This is a genomic window from Lysinibacillus sp. G01H, from assembly GCF_028872195.1.
GTDB lineage: Bacteria > Bacillota > Bacilli > Bacillales_A > Planococcaceae > Lysinibacillus > Lysinibacillus capsici.
Window position 1 is genome coordinate 2045483 of the sequence record NZ_CP118397.1, and the last position, 16089, is coordinate 2061571.

The 16089-nt window shown below is 37.8% G+C and carries 20 protein-coding genes; 18 read left to right on the forward strand and 2 right to left on the reverse strand.

Features of this window, described 5'->3' with window-relative positions:
* Window positions 1-245: 245 nt before the first annotated feature.
* The 5 genes from PSR12_RS10230 (at window position 246) to PSR12_RS10250 (ending at window position 3597) form a co-directional block, all read left to right on the forward strand.
* Entirely contained in the window at window positions 246-1679 is a 1434-nt protein-coding gene (locus tag PSR12_RS10230) for a hypothetical protein (RefSeq protein WP_263082466.1), read from the forward strand.
* A 64-nt stretch (window positions 1680-1743) separates the two neighbouring features.
* Complete coding sequence (locus PSR12_RS10235) at window positions 1744-2034, forward strand: RNA polymerase alpha subunit C-terminal domain-containing protein (RefSeq protein ID WP_274773026.1); 291 nt, start codon at window positions 1744-1746, stop codon at window positions 2032-2034.
* An 18-nt stretch (window positions 2035-2052) separates the two neighbouring features.
* The gene (locus PSR12_RS10240; protein ID WP_257522041.1) at window positions 2053-2613 is read left to right on the forward strand and encodes a DUF4256 domain-containing protein; all 561 of its coding nucleotides are present in this window, start codon (window positions 2053-2055) and stop codon (window positions 2611-2613) included.
* 226 nt (window positions 2614-2839) lie between these two features.
* A complete protein-coding gene (locus PSR12_RS10245) occupies window positions 2840-2980 on the forward strand; it encodes a DUF3953 domain-containing protein (protein ID WP_225341030.1) in 141 nt (46 codons plus the stop codon).
* Window positions 2981-3396: 416 nt separating this feature from the next.
* Window positions 3397-3597 (forward strand): hypothetical protein, encoded by a 201-nt coding sequence (locus tag PSR12_RS10250; protein ID WP_131520383.1) that lies wholly within the window; start codon window positions 3397-3399, stop codon window positions 3595-3597.
* A 178-nt stretch (window positions 3598-3775) separates the two neighbouring features.
* Here PSR12_RS10250 and PSR12_RS10255 read toward each other — a convergent pair whose 3' ends face one another.
* Window positions 3776-4033 (reverse strand): hypothetical protein, encoded by a 258-nt coding sequence (locus PSR12_RS10255; protein ID WP_257522043.1) that lies wholly within the window; start codon window positions 4031-4033, stop codon window positions 3776-3778.
* Window positions 4034-4694: 661 nt separating this feature from the next.
* Here PSR12_RS10255 and PSR12_RS10260 point away from each other — a divergent pair.
* From PSR12_RS10260 to PSR12_RS10320, 13 genes are all read left to right on the forward strand, one after another.
* On the forward strand, window positions 4695-6797 hold the full coding sequence (locus PSR12_RS10260; protein ID WP_274773030.1) for an S-layer homology domain-containing protein: 2103 nt from the start codon (window positions 4695-4697) through the stop codon (window positions 6795-6797).
* Between the two features lie 570 nt (window positions 6798-7367).
* The gene (locus PSR12_RS10265) at window positions 7368-7826 is read left to right on the forward strand and encodes a hypothetical protein (RefSeq protein WP_257522045.1); all 459 of its coding nucleotides are present in this window, start codon (window positions 7368-7370) and stop codon (window positions 7824-7826) included.
* 61 nt (window positions 7827-7887) lie between these two features.
* The gene (locus PSR12_RS10270; protein ID WP_263082467.1) at window positions 7888-8118 is read left to right on the forward strand and encodes a M15 family metallopeptidase; all 231 of its coding nucleotides are present in this window, start codon (window positions 7888-7890) and stop codon (window positions 8116-8118) included.
* A 2-nt stretch (window positions 8119-8120) separates the two neighbouring features.
* Window positions 8121-8333, forward strand: a complete 213-nt coding sequence (locus PSR12_RS10275) for a hypothetical protein (protein ID WP_257522047.1) — start codon at window positions 8121-8123, stop codon at window positions 8331-8333.
* A gap of 589 nt (window positions 8334-8922) precedes the next feature.
* A complete protein-coding gene (locus tag PSR12_RS10280; protein ID WP_004228455.1) occupies window positions 8923-9354 on the forward strand; it encodes a BrxA/BrxB family bacilliredoxin in 432 nt (143 codons plus the stop codon).
* Entirely contained in the window at window positions 9342-10130 is a 789-nt protein-coding gene (locus PSR12_RS10285) for a class I SAM-dependent methyltransferase (protein ID WP_274773035.1), read from the forward strand. Before PSR12_RS10280 ends, PSR12_RS10285 begins: the two co-directional genes overlap by 13 nt.
* 63 nt (window positions 10131-10193) lie before the next feature.
* Window positions 10194-10748: a hypothetical protein gene (locus tag PSR12_RS10290; protein WP_274773037.1), complete on the forward strand. Its 555-nt coding sequence runs from the start codon at window positions 10194-10196 to the stop codon at window positions 10746-10748.
* A 4-nt stretch (window positions 10749-10752) separates the two neighbouring features.
* Window positions 10753-11244 (forward strand): immunity 22 family protein, encoded by a 492-nt coding sequence (locus PSR12_RS10295; protein WP_274773039.1) that lies wholly within the window; start codon window positions 10753-10755, stop codon window positions 11242-11244.
* 102 nt (window positions 11245-11346) lie between these two features.
* Window positions 11347-12108, forward strand: coding sequence for an ANT(4')-I family aminoglycoside nucleotidyltransferase (locus PSR12_RS10300; RefSeq protein WP_274773041.1), 762 nt, complete (start codon window positions 11347-11349; stop codon window positions 12106-12108).
* 494 nt (window positions 12109-12602) lie between these two features.
* Window positions 12603-13397 (forward strand): nucleotidyl transferase AbiEii/AbiGii toxin family protein, encoded by a 795-nt coding sequence (locus PSR12_RS10305; RefSeq protein WP_274773043.1) that lies wholly within the window; start codon window positions 12603-12605, stop codon window positions 13395-13397.
* A gap of 194 nt (window positions 13398-13591) precedes the next feature.
* The gene (locus tag PSR12_RS10310) at window positions 13592-14074 is read left to right on the forward strand and encodes an RNA polymerase sigma factor (protein WP_274773465.1); all 483 of its coding nucleotides are present in this window, start codon (window positions 13592-13594) and stop codon (window positions 14072-14074) included.
* Window positions 14068-14577: a hypothetical protein gene (locus tag PSR12_RS10315; RefSeq protein ID WP_257522051.1), complete on the forward strand. Its 510-nt coding sequence runs from the start codon at window positions 14068-14070 to the stop codon at window positions 14575-14577. Before PSR12_RS10310 ends, PSR12_RS10315 begins: the two co-directional genes overlap by 7 nt.
* Window positions 14578-14827: 250 nt before the next feature.
* A complete protein-coding gene (locus PSR12_RS10320; RefSeq protein WP_004228443.1) occupies window positions 14828-15604 on the forward strand; it encodes a basic amino acid ABC transporter substrate-binding protein in 777 nt (258 codons plus the stop codon).
* A gap of 58 nt (window positions 15605-15662) precedes the next feature.
* On the opposite strand, the gene PSR12_RS23830 is transcribed toward PSR12_RS10320, so the two are convergent.
* The gene (locus PSR12_RS23830; protein ID WP_306831351.1) at window positions 15663-15893 is read right to left on the reverse strand and encodes a hypothetical protein; all 231 of its coding nucleotides are present in this window, start codon (window positions 15891-15893) and stop codon (window positions 15663-15665) included.
* Window positions 15894-16089 lie beyond the last annotated feature (196 nt).

Here is a 16089-nt window from a genome sequence, read left to right on the forward strand (position 1 = left end):
GTCACTTTACAAAAGCGGAACTATTTAATTTTGATAAAGGGAAGCATTACGATTTTAAGTGAGATTTTCCCCCTAAAGAGCCACAAAAGGTTCAGCAATTCCATATAGAGAGTTTGGATTAAATCATTTTTAGCAAATGGGTATATCAAAACTTTATTACTTACAGCACCCTTATGTTGGTATAAAGTAGTAAATGTAGAAAATTTACATAGATATTACATAGTGTTGAAAGGTTGAATGTTAATATGAAAAAAAGTTGGTTGTTATTATTCCTCATGGTATTGATGTGCGGATGTTCAAATCAATCCAAGGAGGAGACTGGGGTCGAGGCTAGCGTTGAACAAGAAGCAGCTTCTAAGTTAGCACAGGAAAAGCAGTTGGTAGATCGTCAATTATATGAGAAATTATCTGAGGCCGTTGAGACAATAGGCTATACATACGATATGCAAACATTTGCTGAAAATGAGTATAACCAGGGCGTTTTATATTCGGAATTAATCGATTTTGATAATGATGGGGTTCAGGAGGTTTATGCCTTCATGAAGGGAGTAGACTATCCATTATCTGCATATACACATCGAAATAAGGATAATTATATCCAAGAAGTTTGGACGGGAAATGCGAATGGCGAAAGCGCTATTCTATCTTTTTCAAGTGAAGTTGATCAATTGGTCTGCTCAGCCTGTGATATGAATGTGTCTTTAGTCAAAGGTCAGGATGGTCGAACATTCATCAAAATGTTCTCCAATCAAACAAGTCAAGGCACTACGGTGGACAAGATATGGATTTATGCCAAGGAGCCATCTAACTCAGCAATGGAGTTAGTTATTACTGGCTATACAATTGATAATAACAATGCAGTGGGTATCGATTATTTTTTAGATGGTGAAGTAACAGATCAAGCCACATATGACACAGCTTTTGCCCCATATACTGGAGAGGAACGTTCCATACTGATTAGTAATTTTTCCGAGAAAAAATATGGTTTCGATTATACTAGCCCAGCTAGCAATGTTGGCACAGTCCTTGCTGCCCTCTTACCGAGCGTAAATAGTATAGTTGGGCAAGAAGCATTGCTAGAAAAGAAGAAAAGGGAAGAAATCATCGGTGCCTTAGGTGAATTTAATACAGTGAGACGCATCCATCATCAAGACAAACGTGTCGTCCAATCTTTAGTGTTAGATGTTATTCAAAAGGCCAATCTTGACCATGAGTATTCAGACATGAGTGAAATGGTTTTTGATGGGGCCTCCGTCAAAGAAAAATACAAAGAAACATTTGGCGTTGACTTAGATATCGAGAAGATGAATTTCCCTTCCAGAGATAGCCAGTCCATTATGTCTTATGAAGCAGGCAAGTTTTATATCTATCCAACTGGTTTTTATTTTGATGCGATTGACCGCCATTTTCAAGATGTCTATAAAGTCAGAGACGATTTATACTATGTGACCATCTTAGATAATGAATTTAATCATACTGAATACTCGCTCTCAAAGGATACAAACATTACATCAGAGGAAATGTTTGCGCAGGATTTTGCAAGTTGGCCTAAGGAAGCACGGATTTGGCTAAAACCAGGGATACAAAGATATGCTGTGGTGAAATATATGGATGGGGTACCGAAAGTTCAATACCTCGGTGCACAAAACTTAACAGATCAACAAATAGAGGCATTCTAAGTTTCCCTAGCAATCCCCTAGATTGAAATATGGTAAAATGGACAAAAGCATAAGGTTTGGAGGGATGACATTGGCAGAAAAAAGATTAAAAGTTTGTGAAAATGGACATCGATTTCACAAAAGCACAGATTGTCTAAGCTGCCCTACCTGTGATCGGGAAAATAAACCTAACAGTGGCTTCCTTTCCAAACTAAGTTCACCTGCAAGAAATGCATTAGTGCACGCAGGTATTGATACGTTGGAAAAACTATCTATGTACACGGAAAAGGATATCTTAAAATTGCATGGTATTGGACCAGCCTCCTTACCGATTATGAGATCATCATTGAAAGAAGAAGGCTTGTTATTTAAATAAGTGAGGGGGAAGACAACAATGTCAACGAAGGAATTATCACAAGAGCAAACCGAGGAACTAATCAATACTTTGCAAGTTCGCTTCGAGAAAAATACATCTCGTCATGAAGGGCTTGATTGGGCAAATGTCCAAGCTAAGCTAGAGGATAATAGGGAGAAACTATGGTCGCTCCACGAAATGGAGGCAACAGGTGGTGAACCAGATGTAGTAGGCTATGATGCAAACACGGATGAGTTCATTTTCTATGATTGTTCTGCGGAAAGTCCTAAAGGTCGCAGAAGTTTATGTTATGACCGTGAAGCATGGGAATCTAGAAAAAATCATAAGCCTGAAAATACGGCAATGGATGTTGCCAAGGAAATGGGCATTGAGCTGTTAACAGAGGAGCAATATCGCCAGCTACAGGAGCTTGGCAAGTTCGATTTAAAAACATCAAGCTGGGTACAAACACCTGACAACATTCGCAAACTCGGCGGTGCCATCTTCTGCGATCGTCGCTATGACATGGTCTTTATGTACCACAATGGAGCAGAATCCTACTACGCAGCAAGAGGCTTCCGTGGATCGTTAAGAGTTTAAAAAATAAAGGCATATGCCGATCTGCGGATGAGCATATGCCTTTTTCTATGGAAATATAGTTAGGCCAATGTCTTTCTAGTTAGCTATAACCTTTATTTAGTGTATGATAAACTAAAAGGGGAGGTGGAGAATTATGTTAAATTGTTTGAAAATTATTTTTTCCATCACAGGCATATCTCTCGCAGTTTACGGACTAGTCACACGAGATTTCCAATTGAATTACCTCATGATATTGTTCTTAGGCCTTTTCATGTTCACTTTAGGCATTCAAGAATTCCAAAAACAGCGAACAGTTTATGGTTGGTTCCTAATGGGGGTATCTATATTTTCAATCTATGTGTCCGTTCAAAGCTTTGTCTTGATTTAAGGGAAGCAGCCACTGTTAATTTTCGTAATACCATACATCGATCAAGTTCTTCCAGCCATTTTCATTAATCACTTTCAACTTATATAATGGCCCTATATTTGTATGGTATTCAGTTGAAATTTGCATGGCATTTTTTTATACTGTTGATATCATCAGCATGTTCAATAGTCCGTCTCTTTATCTCACGATTTGCCCCTTGTCCCATCACAATTACTTTTTGAATTTCATCAGGAAATTCAAACGTTTTTCCCTCCGTTTTAACCGTTTCATTACACTCTACAAGAATTAACAAAACGAATAATAAGAATATTTATAGAGTAGATTTAAAGCTAATCATTTGATGGGGCAGACCGCTCGTCGCTCATACTAAAGGTTTTATGCTATAATTTACATAAATTACATAATGAGGTGATAAGATGGAGAATGAAAAATTAGTGTGCAAGGTTTGTGGTCGAGATAAATTTACGACTGGACAGGTGGGAGGTACTACAAGCCAAGGCAATATAAGACCTATTGGCGCAATTATGGCGGTAGGGTCACCACTCCAAATGACTTTTTGTAAAAACTGCGGGGAAGTTGCTTCATTTAAGGTGGTAAAACCACAGAATTTTAAATAATCGTTGAAAGGGTCACTGATAGGAAAGTGATCCTTTTTATATAGTGGACGTTTAAAAGGGGATAAGATTTAAAAGCATACATGATGCTCGACTTTGGTTATTTGAATACCATGATATGAAACCAGCCTTACAAGACAAACACCCTCTAATTGGTTAAAGGGTGTTTTGCTAATACATACTAGATAGAACTTCGATAAGCTCTTAAAGTTGAATGTAAGTTTGAATTCGAACTTGCGATTGTTTTTTTATAGTTATACATACCTAATGGGCTTAAATGATTAGAACTAGATCCTAATAAACCTTGCTTTACAGCACTTTTTAACGTATCAATTTGTTTGGTAGATAATTTAGAAGTTTTACTTTCTTCAAGAATTTTATTTACATTATTTATTTTTTCTTGATCCTCTTTTGATGTAGCTTTAACTTCCTTGTTCATTTGTCGCGTCAACCCATAATACTTAGACGAGGATCTACGTGACATTAAATATTGCATATTAGAAAATTTTGTCGTCATCATGATAAATTGTCACCTTCCCATTCACATTTTTAGTTCCATAGTTGTTATCGTACTGAACTTGAAAAGATTTAGTATATTTACTTTTTTTAGTAATTGATTTTCAAGTTTAATCAGACCAGATGATGGCACCTGTAAGCATTGAAAAAACGTTGAGACATATTATCAAGAACACAGTATTAAGTCAGTTGGATATAAACTATCATATCTACCACTGCCGAATAAGCATATATTGAATATGAAAGTAAGCGTTAATTACTGTTTATTTTGCAATCAATATATATTTAACGGATGGATTGAATTACAGAAGGAAAAAAAGTAATAGGTAAAGAATATTTATTGTAGAAGACCTGTTAAAACTAGATGAGTTTGTTGATAGGAGGGATACAATTTAACAAGTAATTTGTGATGATAGAGCTCTAAGTAAAATGAGAAGTCTGCTGCAAAAACAAAGAATAATTCTATGCTGTTAATAATTAACAGTACTATTAACGTTTGTTAATAGAAACGACATTAAATGGCTATAAAAATTAATAATTGAAGATGAAAGTACTTATTCCAAACTAAACTAAGGAGTGTTATTTTGAAAAATATTATAATTAGTATAGTATTTTTATCAAGTTTTGTCGTTTCATTTCTTTCAGTAAATACAGTCACCTTTGCTGCAGTGGATTTCTCTGATATTGAGAATTCCTATGCAAAAAATGCTATCAACGAGTTAGTGGAAAAAGGCATTATAAATGGTTATCCAGATGGTGAATTTAGACCAACATCAGCAATTACAAGACAAGATTTTGCTATAATTTTAGCGAAAGCACTGAATTTGAATCTAACTAACTCTCCAAGTACTCCAACATTTACCGATATTCCAACAACTCATTATGCTTATCCAGCTATCGAAGCAGCAGTTAAAGCTGGATTAATAAATGGGACAGGTGATGGGAAGTTCGGGGTTGGCTCAGGTTTAACACGTCAAGAAATGGCTACTCTATTTGCTAGAGCATTAGGTGGCGAATCTATTGGCCTTGGCGAGCAGCTTACTTTTGATGACCAACATAAAATTTCTGCTTGGGCAAGGGATGCGGTAGGTTTTGCAGTAGCATCAAACCTAATGACAGGCGATACATTAAATCGTTTCAATCCACAAGCAATAGCTGAAAGACAACAAGTTGCCCTTGTTGCGTCTCGGTTTTTAAAGCAGATTGATAAAGTAACACCAGAACCAAAGCCAGAACCAAAGCCAGAACCAAAGCCAGAACCAAAGCCAGAGCCAAAGCCAGAGCCAAAACCGGTGCCAAAACCAGAGCCAACCCCAACCCCAACCCCAACCCCAGATCCTACACCAACACCAAGTGTAATTCCTGTAGTCGGGATTACATTGAATGAGGTAATAGAAAATCTTCAAATTGGTGAAACAAAGACACTAACAGTAACGGTTGTACCTGCAAATGCGACAAATAAACTTGTGAGATGGTCTTCATCAGATCTGAACGTTGCAACTGTTAACGGGCAGGGGAAAGTAATAGCGACTGGTATAGGGACTGTGACCATAACAGCAACAACGGTAGATGGATTAAAAACAGCTTCAGTTACTTTCACAGTGACCCATAGCAATGGTGCAGCGATTACTGGCGTAGGAACGTCATCATCTGTTTTACAAATGGGAGAGACTACTAGTAGAACAGCAGAAACAACCGAATCAGGCACCATAACCTGGTCATCAAGCAATACTAGTGTTGCAACAGTTCATTCTAGTACAGGTGAAATTACTGCTCACACACCGGGCACAACAACCATTTCGTATACTAGTAGTAATGGTAAAATGAATTCTGTGAGTCTCACTGTATATGATGAGGCAACAGCAAAAAGCCCAACATATTCGCAAGTACTGCAAATGGACGAAGTGATAACAGCTTCAGTAGGAGCAGGCTTATCTGCAACAGCAACAAACAAAAGTTTTGTAGCTGAACCAACAAGTGTAGCGACAGTGAATGCTACAACTGGCCAAGTAACAGCTATAAGTGCAGGTAGCTCAGTTATTACGTATGTAGGAATGGATGCTAATGGCGTAGTAATTGAAAAAGGTACGACAACTGTGACAGTTCATCCACAAGCAGCAGTAGCTGCAATACCCATGGTGCCAGCACCTTATTCAGTTATTGGCTGGGGCTCAGCAGCAACTAATTTCACGCCTTCAGGAGTCGGACAATCCATCATCTGGACTGTAACAAATGGTACAGGAGCTGCGATAATTCAGCAAAGTACAGGGGCTATAAGAGGTGTTACAGCTGGTGATGTAACGGTAAACTATAAAATAGTGGATAATAATACTAGAGTAGTGGCTTACAAGTCAGCACCCGTAACGGTAACAATTCCAGATACACCAAGAGTTAATATTTCACCACCATATGTTGATGGGGGGACAATTGGTGGATCTTATGCCATGTCAACTATTGTGAATTTGACGGTTGCCATAACAGGGGAAAACAATTCAACTGTCATTTTCAGTAATCCGAGAAGCAATGATGACAATATTGCCACTGCAACGATCACGGGTCCAAATCCTTCTGGACATGTTTTTTTAAATGTAGAGAAAAATGGTATTGGGGAAGCGCAGATAACATTTGATTACACAGATATTAACAATAAAACTGGGTCGATGACATGGACTTTTAATTTCCAATAGAACTAATTTTACAAGCTAAAGGATGCGTCTATGGACGTGTCCTTTTCTAGTGACTTTCATTCGTTTGAAAGTGGTTTACGGTAATCTATTATATTGAAAAGCTTGAAATAGAAACAATGATGGGAAATTATATAAAGATAGTCTTTTCATCAATTCTTACATCAATAACTACAAGGGTAATAAATAAATTTGAAATAGATTTTGTCAATACGAATATTTTACTCTTGGCATATCTATTGTTATTATGGTTGGTTTCTTTAGCTATAATTTTATGTTCACACTAAAAAGAGATAGAATAGAAATTTTATATTTGTTCTATTCCATTTCTAGTGGTCGTCTCAGAGAACAAAAGTTAATTCTCTGCATCGGTGAAAAACAACACATGCTGTGCCTACCCCTTAGAAATTATTATAATTTGTAATTATTTACATTTCCGAAAAGTATTAATTTATTTAATTAAAAATATATGTCAATTAGTCGTTTAAAAATAAATAAGATATAGGAGTTGATATAATTAATAAAACAAAGGTTTATAAAGCGTTATTAATTTTGTTACCCATTAGCTTACTATTGAATTTATTTTTTGTAGTGACGTTTATAGAAAATAATTCGAGGAAACAAGAATACTTCATTTATAACCTAAACCTCAAATTATATGAATTAAATTTAGCAATAAACAATCAAAAAGAAAATGATTTTCAGGACCCTCAAATTGTAATGATTCAGCTAGATAAGGTAAAAGGTCTTTTAGTTGATTCGGTAATAACTAATAATTTCGCAAGTAGTGTGTTGAATGATAAAGAAAAAAAGATGCTACTGAGCATATACAATTTTTTAGAACCTTTGCCAAAAAGTGATTTATTTGAGGTAGAAAAATGGGGAAAAGCGGATACAGAATATATTTTAAGGGTTGGAGAAGCATTGAGTTTGTCTAACTATACTGCTAACAGCTTCCCTGAGCAAAATTGGAGTTCAGTTGTAAAACAATGGGAACAACTGGTTAAGGCATTTGAAACTGATTTTAATTAAGAAAACGTTGAGAGGATGCAGGGCAGATTGTTACTTGGACCATGGACAGAAACCATAAGTCATGATTAGCATGGGATATCGCAGTTTGCCCCCACACTCTTTATATGATGTGACAACACTAAGTCGAGTCGGTGCTATTGCAATAAAGCTTAGTATTACATGGGGTGGAGATTGGACAGCGAACATTGATCGTCCACATTTTGAAGTTAAACCAACTTGGATTATGCCAAAAGAATATAAAATTGAAGGACAAGTGATTATTCCCACTATAGCAAATACCAAGTGTAATTAATTGTGGAGGACAATACAGCTAAATCGATAGTGAAGGATGATGATACAATGGGATTTACGAATGAAATACTCAAAGCTGCAGCTTTTGATTACCTTAAGCAAGCAGTGGACAAAAAGCTTATCGATAAATCACATCCAGATAAATTTGATGCTGGTACATTGACGGATAGTGATTTTGAAGGTTTGAAGATTATAATTGCACATCGTAGCGCTTAACAGTAGATGCTCGTTAACTTAATTGGTAATGGGCTTTTTTATGTTTCTACTTACTGTCTCTCTTACTTTTTACATAAAATCAGAAAATCTCTTAGTGACCAAATGAAGAAAAGTAATGGTAAACCAGTAATGAATAAAAATCCTAAAATGAATGAAGCTATAGGGATTTCTCCGGTATCAGTTGCCATAACACCGATAAAAAGCCCTAATGGACTAGTCGCACAAAAAATCAATAAATTGGTCACGCAGGTAATGATAAAGATAAAAAATGGGTATACATAATAATCCAAACGATGCGAACGTCATTTAACTCGCCTCAATTTCAATTCTGGAAATTTCCCCTTAGAATGTTACACCTTTAAAATCTTAACAATGTATTGCTCTAATTCATATATGTAATTATTTCCATAAACTAATACGTGATAAAATGTAAAGCCACTATCCGTTACACAAAAAAGTCACCAAAATCACGAAAAAGTCACATTCCTCCCGAAAACCCACGAAATCAGGCGAAAAGCATGTCTTTGTACATTCACACAAAACCTTGCTATAATAAGGTTTGCGAATACATATGAAAGAGGGTAAAAGCATGAACGCTTATGATGAATATATGAAGCAGGTTGTGAAGCCGATGCGTGAGGAGCTTGTGGAGGCTGGTTTTACGGAGCTAACGACTGCGGATGCGGTGAATGAATTTATGGCGGAGACGAAGGGAACATCGTTAGTGGTGATTAACTCGGTTTGTGGTTGTGCGGCAGGGCTTGCTCGTCCAGCGGCGCGTGAGGCAATTGCAGCGGTGAAGCCAGATCATCTTGTGACGGTGTTTGCGGGGCAGGATCCAGAGGCGACTGCGGCGATGCGTGGTTATTTTGAGGATGTGCCACCTAGCTCACCATCTATGGCGATTTTAAAGGATGGGGAGTTGGCTTACTTTATCCCACGTGAACAAATTGAGGGATTCCCTGTGGAGCAGATTGTCTCTCATTTAACTGGCGTGTTAGAGCAAACATGCGAGAACTAAAAACGATAGTGACGACAGCGGGCAGACCAGATGATGTATCGATGGCGCTCGCTGCTTTTGCGTGTCAAGAATTAGGTGCTACGTTTGAGCCACGGAACAAGCGCTCTGTTCGCAAAATTTCGCAGGAGTTGCAGGCACATGTGATGGTCGCTGGGAAGAATCGCTTCGAGTATTATGCCTATGGGACGCAGGAGTCGTTTTTCTTTCACCCCAATTCTGCGGCGTTTCGATTAAAGCGTGTTGCCCGTGGTGAGGCAGAGCCTTTTTTGGAAGCGGCACAGCTTCAAGTGGGGGATTCGGTGTTAGATTGTACGTTAGGTTTAGCGGCAGATGCCATGTTAGCGGCTTATACAGTGGGTAAAGCAGGTCGTGTTGTCGGACTAGAAGCGAATCCAAATGTAGCGTTTATTGTTAGACAGGGGATGCAAGCCTATGATACATCCGGGCTACCGTTAACTGCCTGTATGCGACACATCGAGGTAATACAGTCAGAGGCTGTTCGCTATTTAAACACCTTACCAGACAATGCATTTGATGTGGTTTATTTGGACCCGATGTTTGAGAAGGTTATTGAAGAGGCCAATAATTTTCAGGCACTACGGCTAGCAGGGGAGCATGTCACATTAACCGATGAATGGGTTCATGAAGCCAAACGTGTAGCGAAAAAGCGTGTGGTGTTAAAGGCACATTTTCGCTCAGAGTGGTTTGCGACCTATGGCTTTCAGCAGCATGAACGGATAACTGCAAAATTTCATTATGGTGTGTTAGAGGTATAGAGGCTTGTTCTTGAGACAAGCCTTTTTTTAGTATATGGTAATAAAAGAGGATGGTGGAATAATATGGTGAACAATGATAGGCGAACTCCCTTTGAGCTAGAATTGCTGGCTAATGCACAATCGTTGATCTGCACGAAACCTCCTATTCCATGGGCGTATGAAACTAGCATTGCTGCCAATGGTGTTTTGGCTTGCGGTTGGGATCATGAGGAAAACATCGTGCTAATTAGTGGCTCTGGCTATAGTGTCACTGAGCCTATAACAGGTCGTCGACTTCATCGACAACGAGATGTGGATGAAACCTATGACAGAATGAGTGAAGACCGTTTATCGTTTCAATTACCTCAGGGGTCAATATCTATTTTCGGCTTTGAAGCTGGGGATGGGATTCATATGACAGCAGATGGCTGGCAGGTTGAAGTTATTTATCCTTGGTGGCCACGTGCAACAGTAGTACTCGATTATCTATATACAACTAATTATACTTATTTAAAAAATGCGACAGCTATTGATTTACAGCGATTGGATGGCATGATTAAAGGTGGATTTTCTCCATCTGGCAAGCATTTAATAATAATGGGCTCAGGCGGTGCATTGATTTATTCGAGAAAGGGGTGAGGTCATGGATGATGAACAGAATGGCTATGTTTCCATATGGGTTGGTAATTTTACAAGCGAAGAACAGTTACATACATATCTTGCCACTGTCTATCAGGGAGAAGATGAAACGGACGAAGCCTTTTCACAAAAGTTAGCAAAGCTTTTTTTACCAGAAAATCAGCACCGAACTTGTGAGGAAGAGTTTAAAGCACTTTATGATGAGTTCTACAATCAATTTGAATACGATTTCGGCTTAACCTTCAACGAGGATTTTTGTGAAGCGCTATTTTACGAAGCAGCTTCAAATCAACTTAAGCAACTACTTTGTGATGAATTTTCCTATTCGCAGCAATTTAAACATCAAGTGCTAGCCAAAATGGGGAATGAACTACAGAAAGCTTATAATGCAATAATTTTACTATATGACATGAAATATGAGGGTCACATTCAATCTGTAAGCCATGAAGCGTTTCATATCGATTTTGTATGCTCTATTAAATTGCAGGAAATGTGATGAAAGGAGATTTTGATAATGTCACCAGCAAAAATTCCTCGTTAAGCCCGTGGTCCACCTTGGTTCAATAACAACGATCTTATTATAAAAGGAGCGATGTAAATGATTGGACCAAGAAAAAAGACAAGTGATGAACGCATGCAGATTGCCTATTCGATTGCGCAACAAGTTATCGCAAAATATGGGGCAAATGTTCGAGCAATTGGTATTTATGGCTCGCTGGCTAGAAAAACAGATGGCCCGTTTTCCGACATTGAGCTTAAGTGTATCTGTCATCAATTAGATCACAGCTATAGCTATGAATGGACAGCAGGAGATTGGAAGGCAGAGGTCAATTTCGATCAGGCAGAAGTGATTATCGAAGAGGCAATAACGGTTGAGGAAGATTGGCCATTAACAAATGGGAAGTTTTTCGATTTACAGCCACTTTATGATCCTTCGGGCTTTTTTTTAGAACTCAAAGACAAAGCGGCCACTGTGGAGAATGCCCGATTTAAGGAAGCAATTTGCAAAACCATTGTAGAAGAAATGTATGAATACATGGGAAAATTAAGGAACATAGCTGTTCAGGGTCCCACCACATTTTTGCCGATACTAGCGATGAAAATAGCGATGACAGGTGCCATGATAGTAGGATTACACCATAAGCAGTGCTATACAACATCTGCACAAGTATTACCTGAGGCTTTAGCGATGGATGATCAGCCACACGGGTTAAAAGCATTAGCTGAAATGGTCATGACTGGCAATCTAACGAATCCTCAGCAAATCATAGCTGCCTGTGAAAACTTTTGGCAAACACTTCTCCAATGGACAGCTGAAAAGGGCTATCAGATTAAATGCTCTAAGGAGATTCCTTGGTAATTTTTTATAGAGCTTTACATTTATAGTATAAGATGCTATAATAGAAAACGTGCTATTTTAGGTAGCATATTTCCGTAATCTGGCATTCTGCTTTTTGTTTTTGTAGATACTTATTCACACTGGCGCATGCTTTGGGGCTGCAAGGACGCAAAAGATGGTAGGGTTTGCGTTGCTTAAGTTAGAAGGCACACAGTGGAATTTTACCGCGGTGATGAAACGAATTTGGTTTCAAGATAATATTCCCCAGACGATTGGGTTGAGACTTTTACAATTTACGAGAATGTTACCTATAAATACTAAAGGGGTAGTTTCGCAACAGCGAGGCTGCCCCTTGTCTAATTTTAAAGCCTGTCATGTTCAACCATGACAGGCCTTTTTGGTATACATTACCGTTTACTCTCTTCCATAAATAAGTGATAATAAAAGCATGAATTTTGGTAAAAATCTAAATTCTGCATAAAAAATCAGAAAAATCAAAAAGGTGAGGGATGTCAATGGGAAATATCGACACACTATCGACGAATGTCGTGACACAATTAGAAGAAATGGTTACACGGCAAGACAGTATGGATCAGCTAGTATCACGCTATTGCCAAGAAAGACTGCTTTATCGTCTATCTGTATCCTCCTATGAAGATCAATTTTATCTAGATGGGGATCTACTTTTATTTGCTTTAACAAATGGTTTGGTGAACCCTTCCAAAGAAGTCACGCTGACAGCGCAAGCAAGCGTTCATCAACACGATATAGTGAAACAGGCCTTTAATGAAATTTGCTCACTAGCAATACCAGCGGATGGTATTGAATGGAATGCACAGCAGATCAAATCGTCCGTATCGAATGACAATATTCAACTAAGCATACCAGCTACATTGGGCAAAATGACAGTATACATAGAAGTAAGGATTACCTTTAAAGAAAGATTGCGAATAACACCAAAGACTATTATTTTTCCGAGCTTGCTAGACAATAAGGCTGCGGTGGTTTATACATATCCAACAGAATTCGTGCTTGCACAAAAATTTATCGAAATTTACCAGTACCCAGCATTAGAAAAGACTGAAAAAACAATAAATGAAGTACAACAATTGTTACAAACGCAAACTATTGAAGGACGAAGATTGCAGGCATATATTGTGGACTTATTTGATCGACATCATTTTACAATCGAGCTAACTTCTACACTCGAGATGTCAGGGATTCTGAAACAATTCTTTATCCCTATTTATGAAGCTATTTTGGCTGAGGACGAATTTTTCAAGCAATGGAACAATCGAGTATGGCAATGAGGAGAGGGACCCGCAAATCATCTACGGTTTGCGGGTTTTTGCATGGCTATTATTCAGTAATTTATTAGGGGAATACATTTGTATGTCCCATGAAGGGTCTCTTCTTTTTATTAAAATGTAGGCTAAAGTGTATCTGTTGCACGAATAGATAAAGTTGAATCGTATTATGTCATGAAGGAGGTTAGGTGAAAAATATGATAAAGTTTGCTGGCTTAAGTGTGCAAGAAATTGTTCAAACATATAGTGACACCCTTATACGAATTGCTGTGCAACAGACCAAAAATATGGCTGAGGCAGAGGACATTGTGCAGGAGGTTTATATGACACTGATGAGGCAGAACAAGCCCTTCGCTCATGAAGCACATTTAAAGGCTTGGCTCATAAAGGTGACATTCAATAAGTGCAAGGATTATTTTAAGTCTTCACGGGTGAAGAAGACGATACCCATTACAGAAGAAATGGCCTTTATTGCCAAAGAGGAGCAGATGGTTCTTACTGAAATTTTTGAGCTTCCTCCAGAAGAGAGAGTCATTGTTTATTTACATTATTACGAGGGCTATACAACAGCAGAGATGGCTGATTTATTAGAGATCAACGTAAATACAGTAGGCTCAAAGCTCCGAAGGGCACGAATGAAGCTGAAAACGATTCTAGAAGAGGGGAGCAAAGTATGGTGAATGCTTATAAGAATGTGATGAAGCAGATTCATGCTTCTGAGGAATTTAAGCGTAAAATGCAGGAAGAGATGATGGAATATGAAAAGAGGTCCTTTATGAAAAAAGTAAGAATTAGTGTTGGAAGCTTAGTAGCCTGTGCAGTGATTGCTGTCCTTGCTATGGTAAATATAAATCATGACACACCAATTGATTTGACGGAGAGAATTGTTGCGGACCATTCAGCTCCTGCGGCAAGTGCGCTAGTAAATATCGAAGGGACCATTACAGAAGTCGGAGCAGATGGGCTGAGCTTTACATTGGATAACGGTATGAAAGTAGTCGTGACAGACAAAACCAAAATAGGAATAGATGGACCGACAGCACCACCGAAGGAGGAACAGCTATTTGAGCCTACTTTTAGAGTAGGTAATTTAATTGGCGGCTATACAGAAGATACCTCCTCAAACCCAGTTCAGGCTGCTGCCATTTATACAAATTGGAATTTTGAACATCCAATACGATAAAGATTTAGATACTCAAAAAAGAATTTCCTAAGGGAGATTCTTTTTTTATATCTTCCGATTAACTATTTATTCCTTTTTATCCTAAAAACGAGATTGAATAATACTATTTATAAAGAAATGATTATTTTTATACAAAAAAGTATTGTCTAAAGAGAATATTGTCACTATAATTTACGTAATAGTCTTACATTTCCGAATTGCGAAAAATAATACGCATTATGGAAAAAATATCATACTAGGGGGATGGGCTATGAAAAGAAATTTAATGGTGTTGCTTACAATTATGGCAGCTTTCACGCTAGTTTTAGCGGGTTGCGGCTCGAAAGACAATACATCATCAGGTGATGGAGATAGTAAAAAAGTTTATAAGGTAGGTACTGAGGCTACATTTGCACCTATCGTTTCTCTTGATGATAAAGGGAATATTGTAGGGATTGATGTGGATGTGCTACAAGCAATCGCGGATGAAATGGATTTTGAAGTGAAGTGGGAAAGTATTGGTTGGGAGCCTGTATTCCAAACAATTAAAAATGGTGAAACAGATATTGGTGGTGCAGGGATTACCATTACGGACGAGCGTAAGGAAACATTTGATTTTACTGAGCCGTATTACGAATCTCAATTATTAATCGTGGTGAAAGAAGATTCAAAGATCCAATCATTGGATGAATTAAAAGACAAAAAGATTTCAGTACAAATTAATGCAACTGGTCATATGGCTGCCAAAAAGCTACAGGGTGAATCTAGTCCCAACATTTTTGCTTTCGAAAATCAACCAATTGCTATTCAAGAGATGCTGAATGGCAACGTAGAAGCGGCGATTGGAGATAATTCAGTTGTTTATGAATATATCAAGGCACATCCAAATGACAAAATCAAAGTAATTAAAGATGATTCCTTCGAAAAAGAATACTATGGTTTCATGGTTCAAAAGGGGAACAAAGAGCTTTTAGATAAGTTAAATGAAGGCCTTAAAAAGATTAAAGAAAACGGTAAGTTAAAAGAAATTACAGGTTCAGACTTTTAGTAATAAATAAACCGTAGAAGCTCACCTCATGGGGAGTTCTACGGTTATTTTTTAGGTGCTAATCTTGCGCTTCAGCAACTGTTTTGACCCGTTCTAAAAATTGTACGACTTCTTTGTCCGATGCAAACAATAAAAATAATTTGACGAACCATTTTAACGCATTATTTGTTACGGTATAAGTAAAGGAAGTCACTGTTTCATTTATTTTGTTTAAGTCATAGTAAGCCGTAATTTCAAACATATTAGCGAGTACTTTCAATATTTTTTTATCAGGTGTATTCGAATTCATACGCTTCGATACGTTTTCCTTCTTTATATTTTTGGCGATAAATAACTGCCAACCACTTCTTCCGTTACTTTTACAGGCTTGTTTTCAATTACCTGTGGCATAATCTTCTGCATATCAGCTAAAGAGCCATCAAGTAATTTCCAAACGTTTTCGATGGGGGCATTTATGTTTATTTGTCCTTGTTTTCATCCAAACA

Excerpts from the sequence above, each read along its gene's own strand:
- PSR12_RS10235 (WP_274773026.1), top strand. The coding sequence starts at position 1,744 with ATGACATTGGCAGAAAAAAGATTAAAAGTTTGTGAAAATGGACATCGA.
- PSR12_RS10295 (WP_274773039.1), top strand. The coding sequence starts at position 10,753 with ATGGATGATGAACAGAATGGCTATGTTTCCATATGGGTTGGTAATTTT.
- PSR12_RS10315 (WP_257522051.1), top strand. The coding sequence starts at position 14,068 with ATGGTGAATGCTTATAAGAATGTGATGAAGCAGATTCATGCTTCTGAG.
- PSR12_RS10245 (WP_225341030.1), top strand. The coding sequence starts at position 2,840 with ATGATATTGTTCTTAGGCCTTTTCATGTTCACTTTAGGCATTCAAGAA.
- PSR12_RS10240 (WP_257522041.1), top strand. The coding sequence starts at position 2,053 with ATGTCAACGAAGGAATTATCACAAGAGCAAACCGAGGAACTAATCAAT.
- PSR12_RS23830 (WP_306831351.1), bottom strand. The coding sequence starts at position 15,893 with ATGAATTCGAATACACCTGATAAAAAAATATTGAAAGTACTCGCTAAT.
- PSR12_RS10250 (WP_131520383.1), top strand. The coding sequence starts at position 3,397 with ATGGAGAATGAAAAATTAGTGTGCAAGGTTTGTGGTCGAGATAAATTT.
- PSR12_RS10280 (WP_004228455.1), top strand. The coding sequence starts at position 8,923 with ATGAACGCTTATGATGAATATATGAAGCAGGTTGTGAAGCCGATGCGT.
- PSR12_RS10255 (WP_257522043.1), bottom strand. The coding sequence starts at position 4,033 with ATGAACAAGGAAGTTAAAGCTACATCAAAAGAGGATCAAGAAAAAATA.
- PSR12_RS10230 (WP_263082466.1), top strand. The coding sequence starts at position 246 with ATGAAAAAAAGTTGGTTGTTATTATTCCTCATGGTATTGATGTGCGGA.
- PSR12_RS10310 (WP_274773465.1), top strand. The coding sequence starts at position 13,592 with ATGATAAAGTTTGCTGGCTTAAGTGTGCAAGAAATTGTTCAAACATAT.
- PSR12_RS10270 (WP_263082467.1), top strand. The coding sequence starts at position 7,888 with ATGATTAGCATGGGATATCGCAGTTTGCCCCCACACTCTTTATATGAT.
- PSR12_RS10300 (WP_274773041.1), top strand. The coding sequence starts at position 11,347 with ATGATTGGACCAAGAAAAAAGACAAGTGATGAACGCATGCAGATTGCC.
- PSR12_RS10285 (WP_274773035.1), top strand. The coding sequence starts at position 9,342 with ATGCGAGAACTAAAAACGATAGTGACGACAGCGGGCAGACCAGATGAT.
- PSR12_RS10290 (WP_274773037.1), top strand. The coding sequence starts at position 10,194 with ATGGTGAACAATGATAGGCGAACTCCCTTTGAGCTAGAATTGCTGGCT.
- PSR12_RS10320 (WP_004228443.1), top strand. The coding sequence starts at position 14,828 with ATGAAAAGAAATTTAATGGTGTTGCTTACAATTATGGCAGCTTTCACG.
- PSR12_RS10305 (WP_274773043.1), top strand. The coding sequence starts at position 12,603 with ATGGGAAATATCGACACACTATCGACGAATGTCGTGACACAATTAGAA.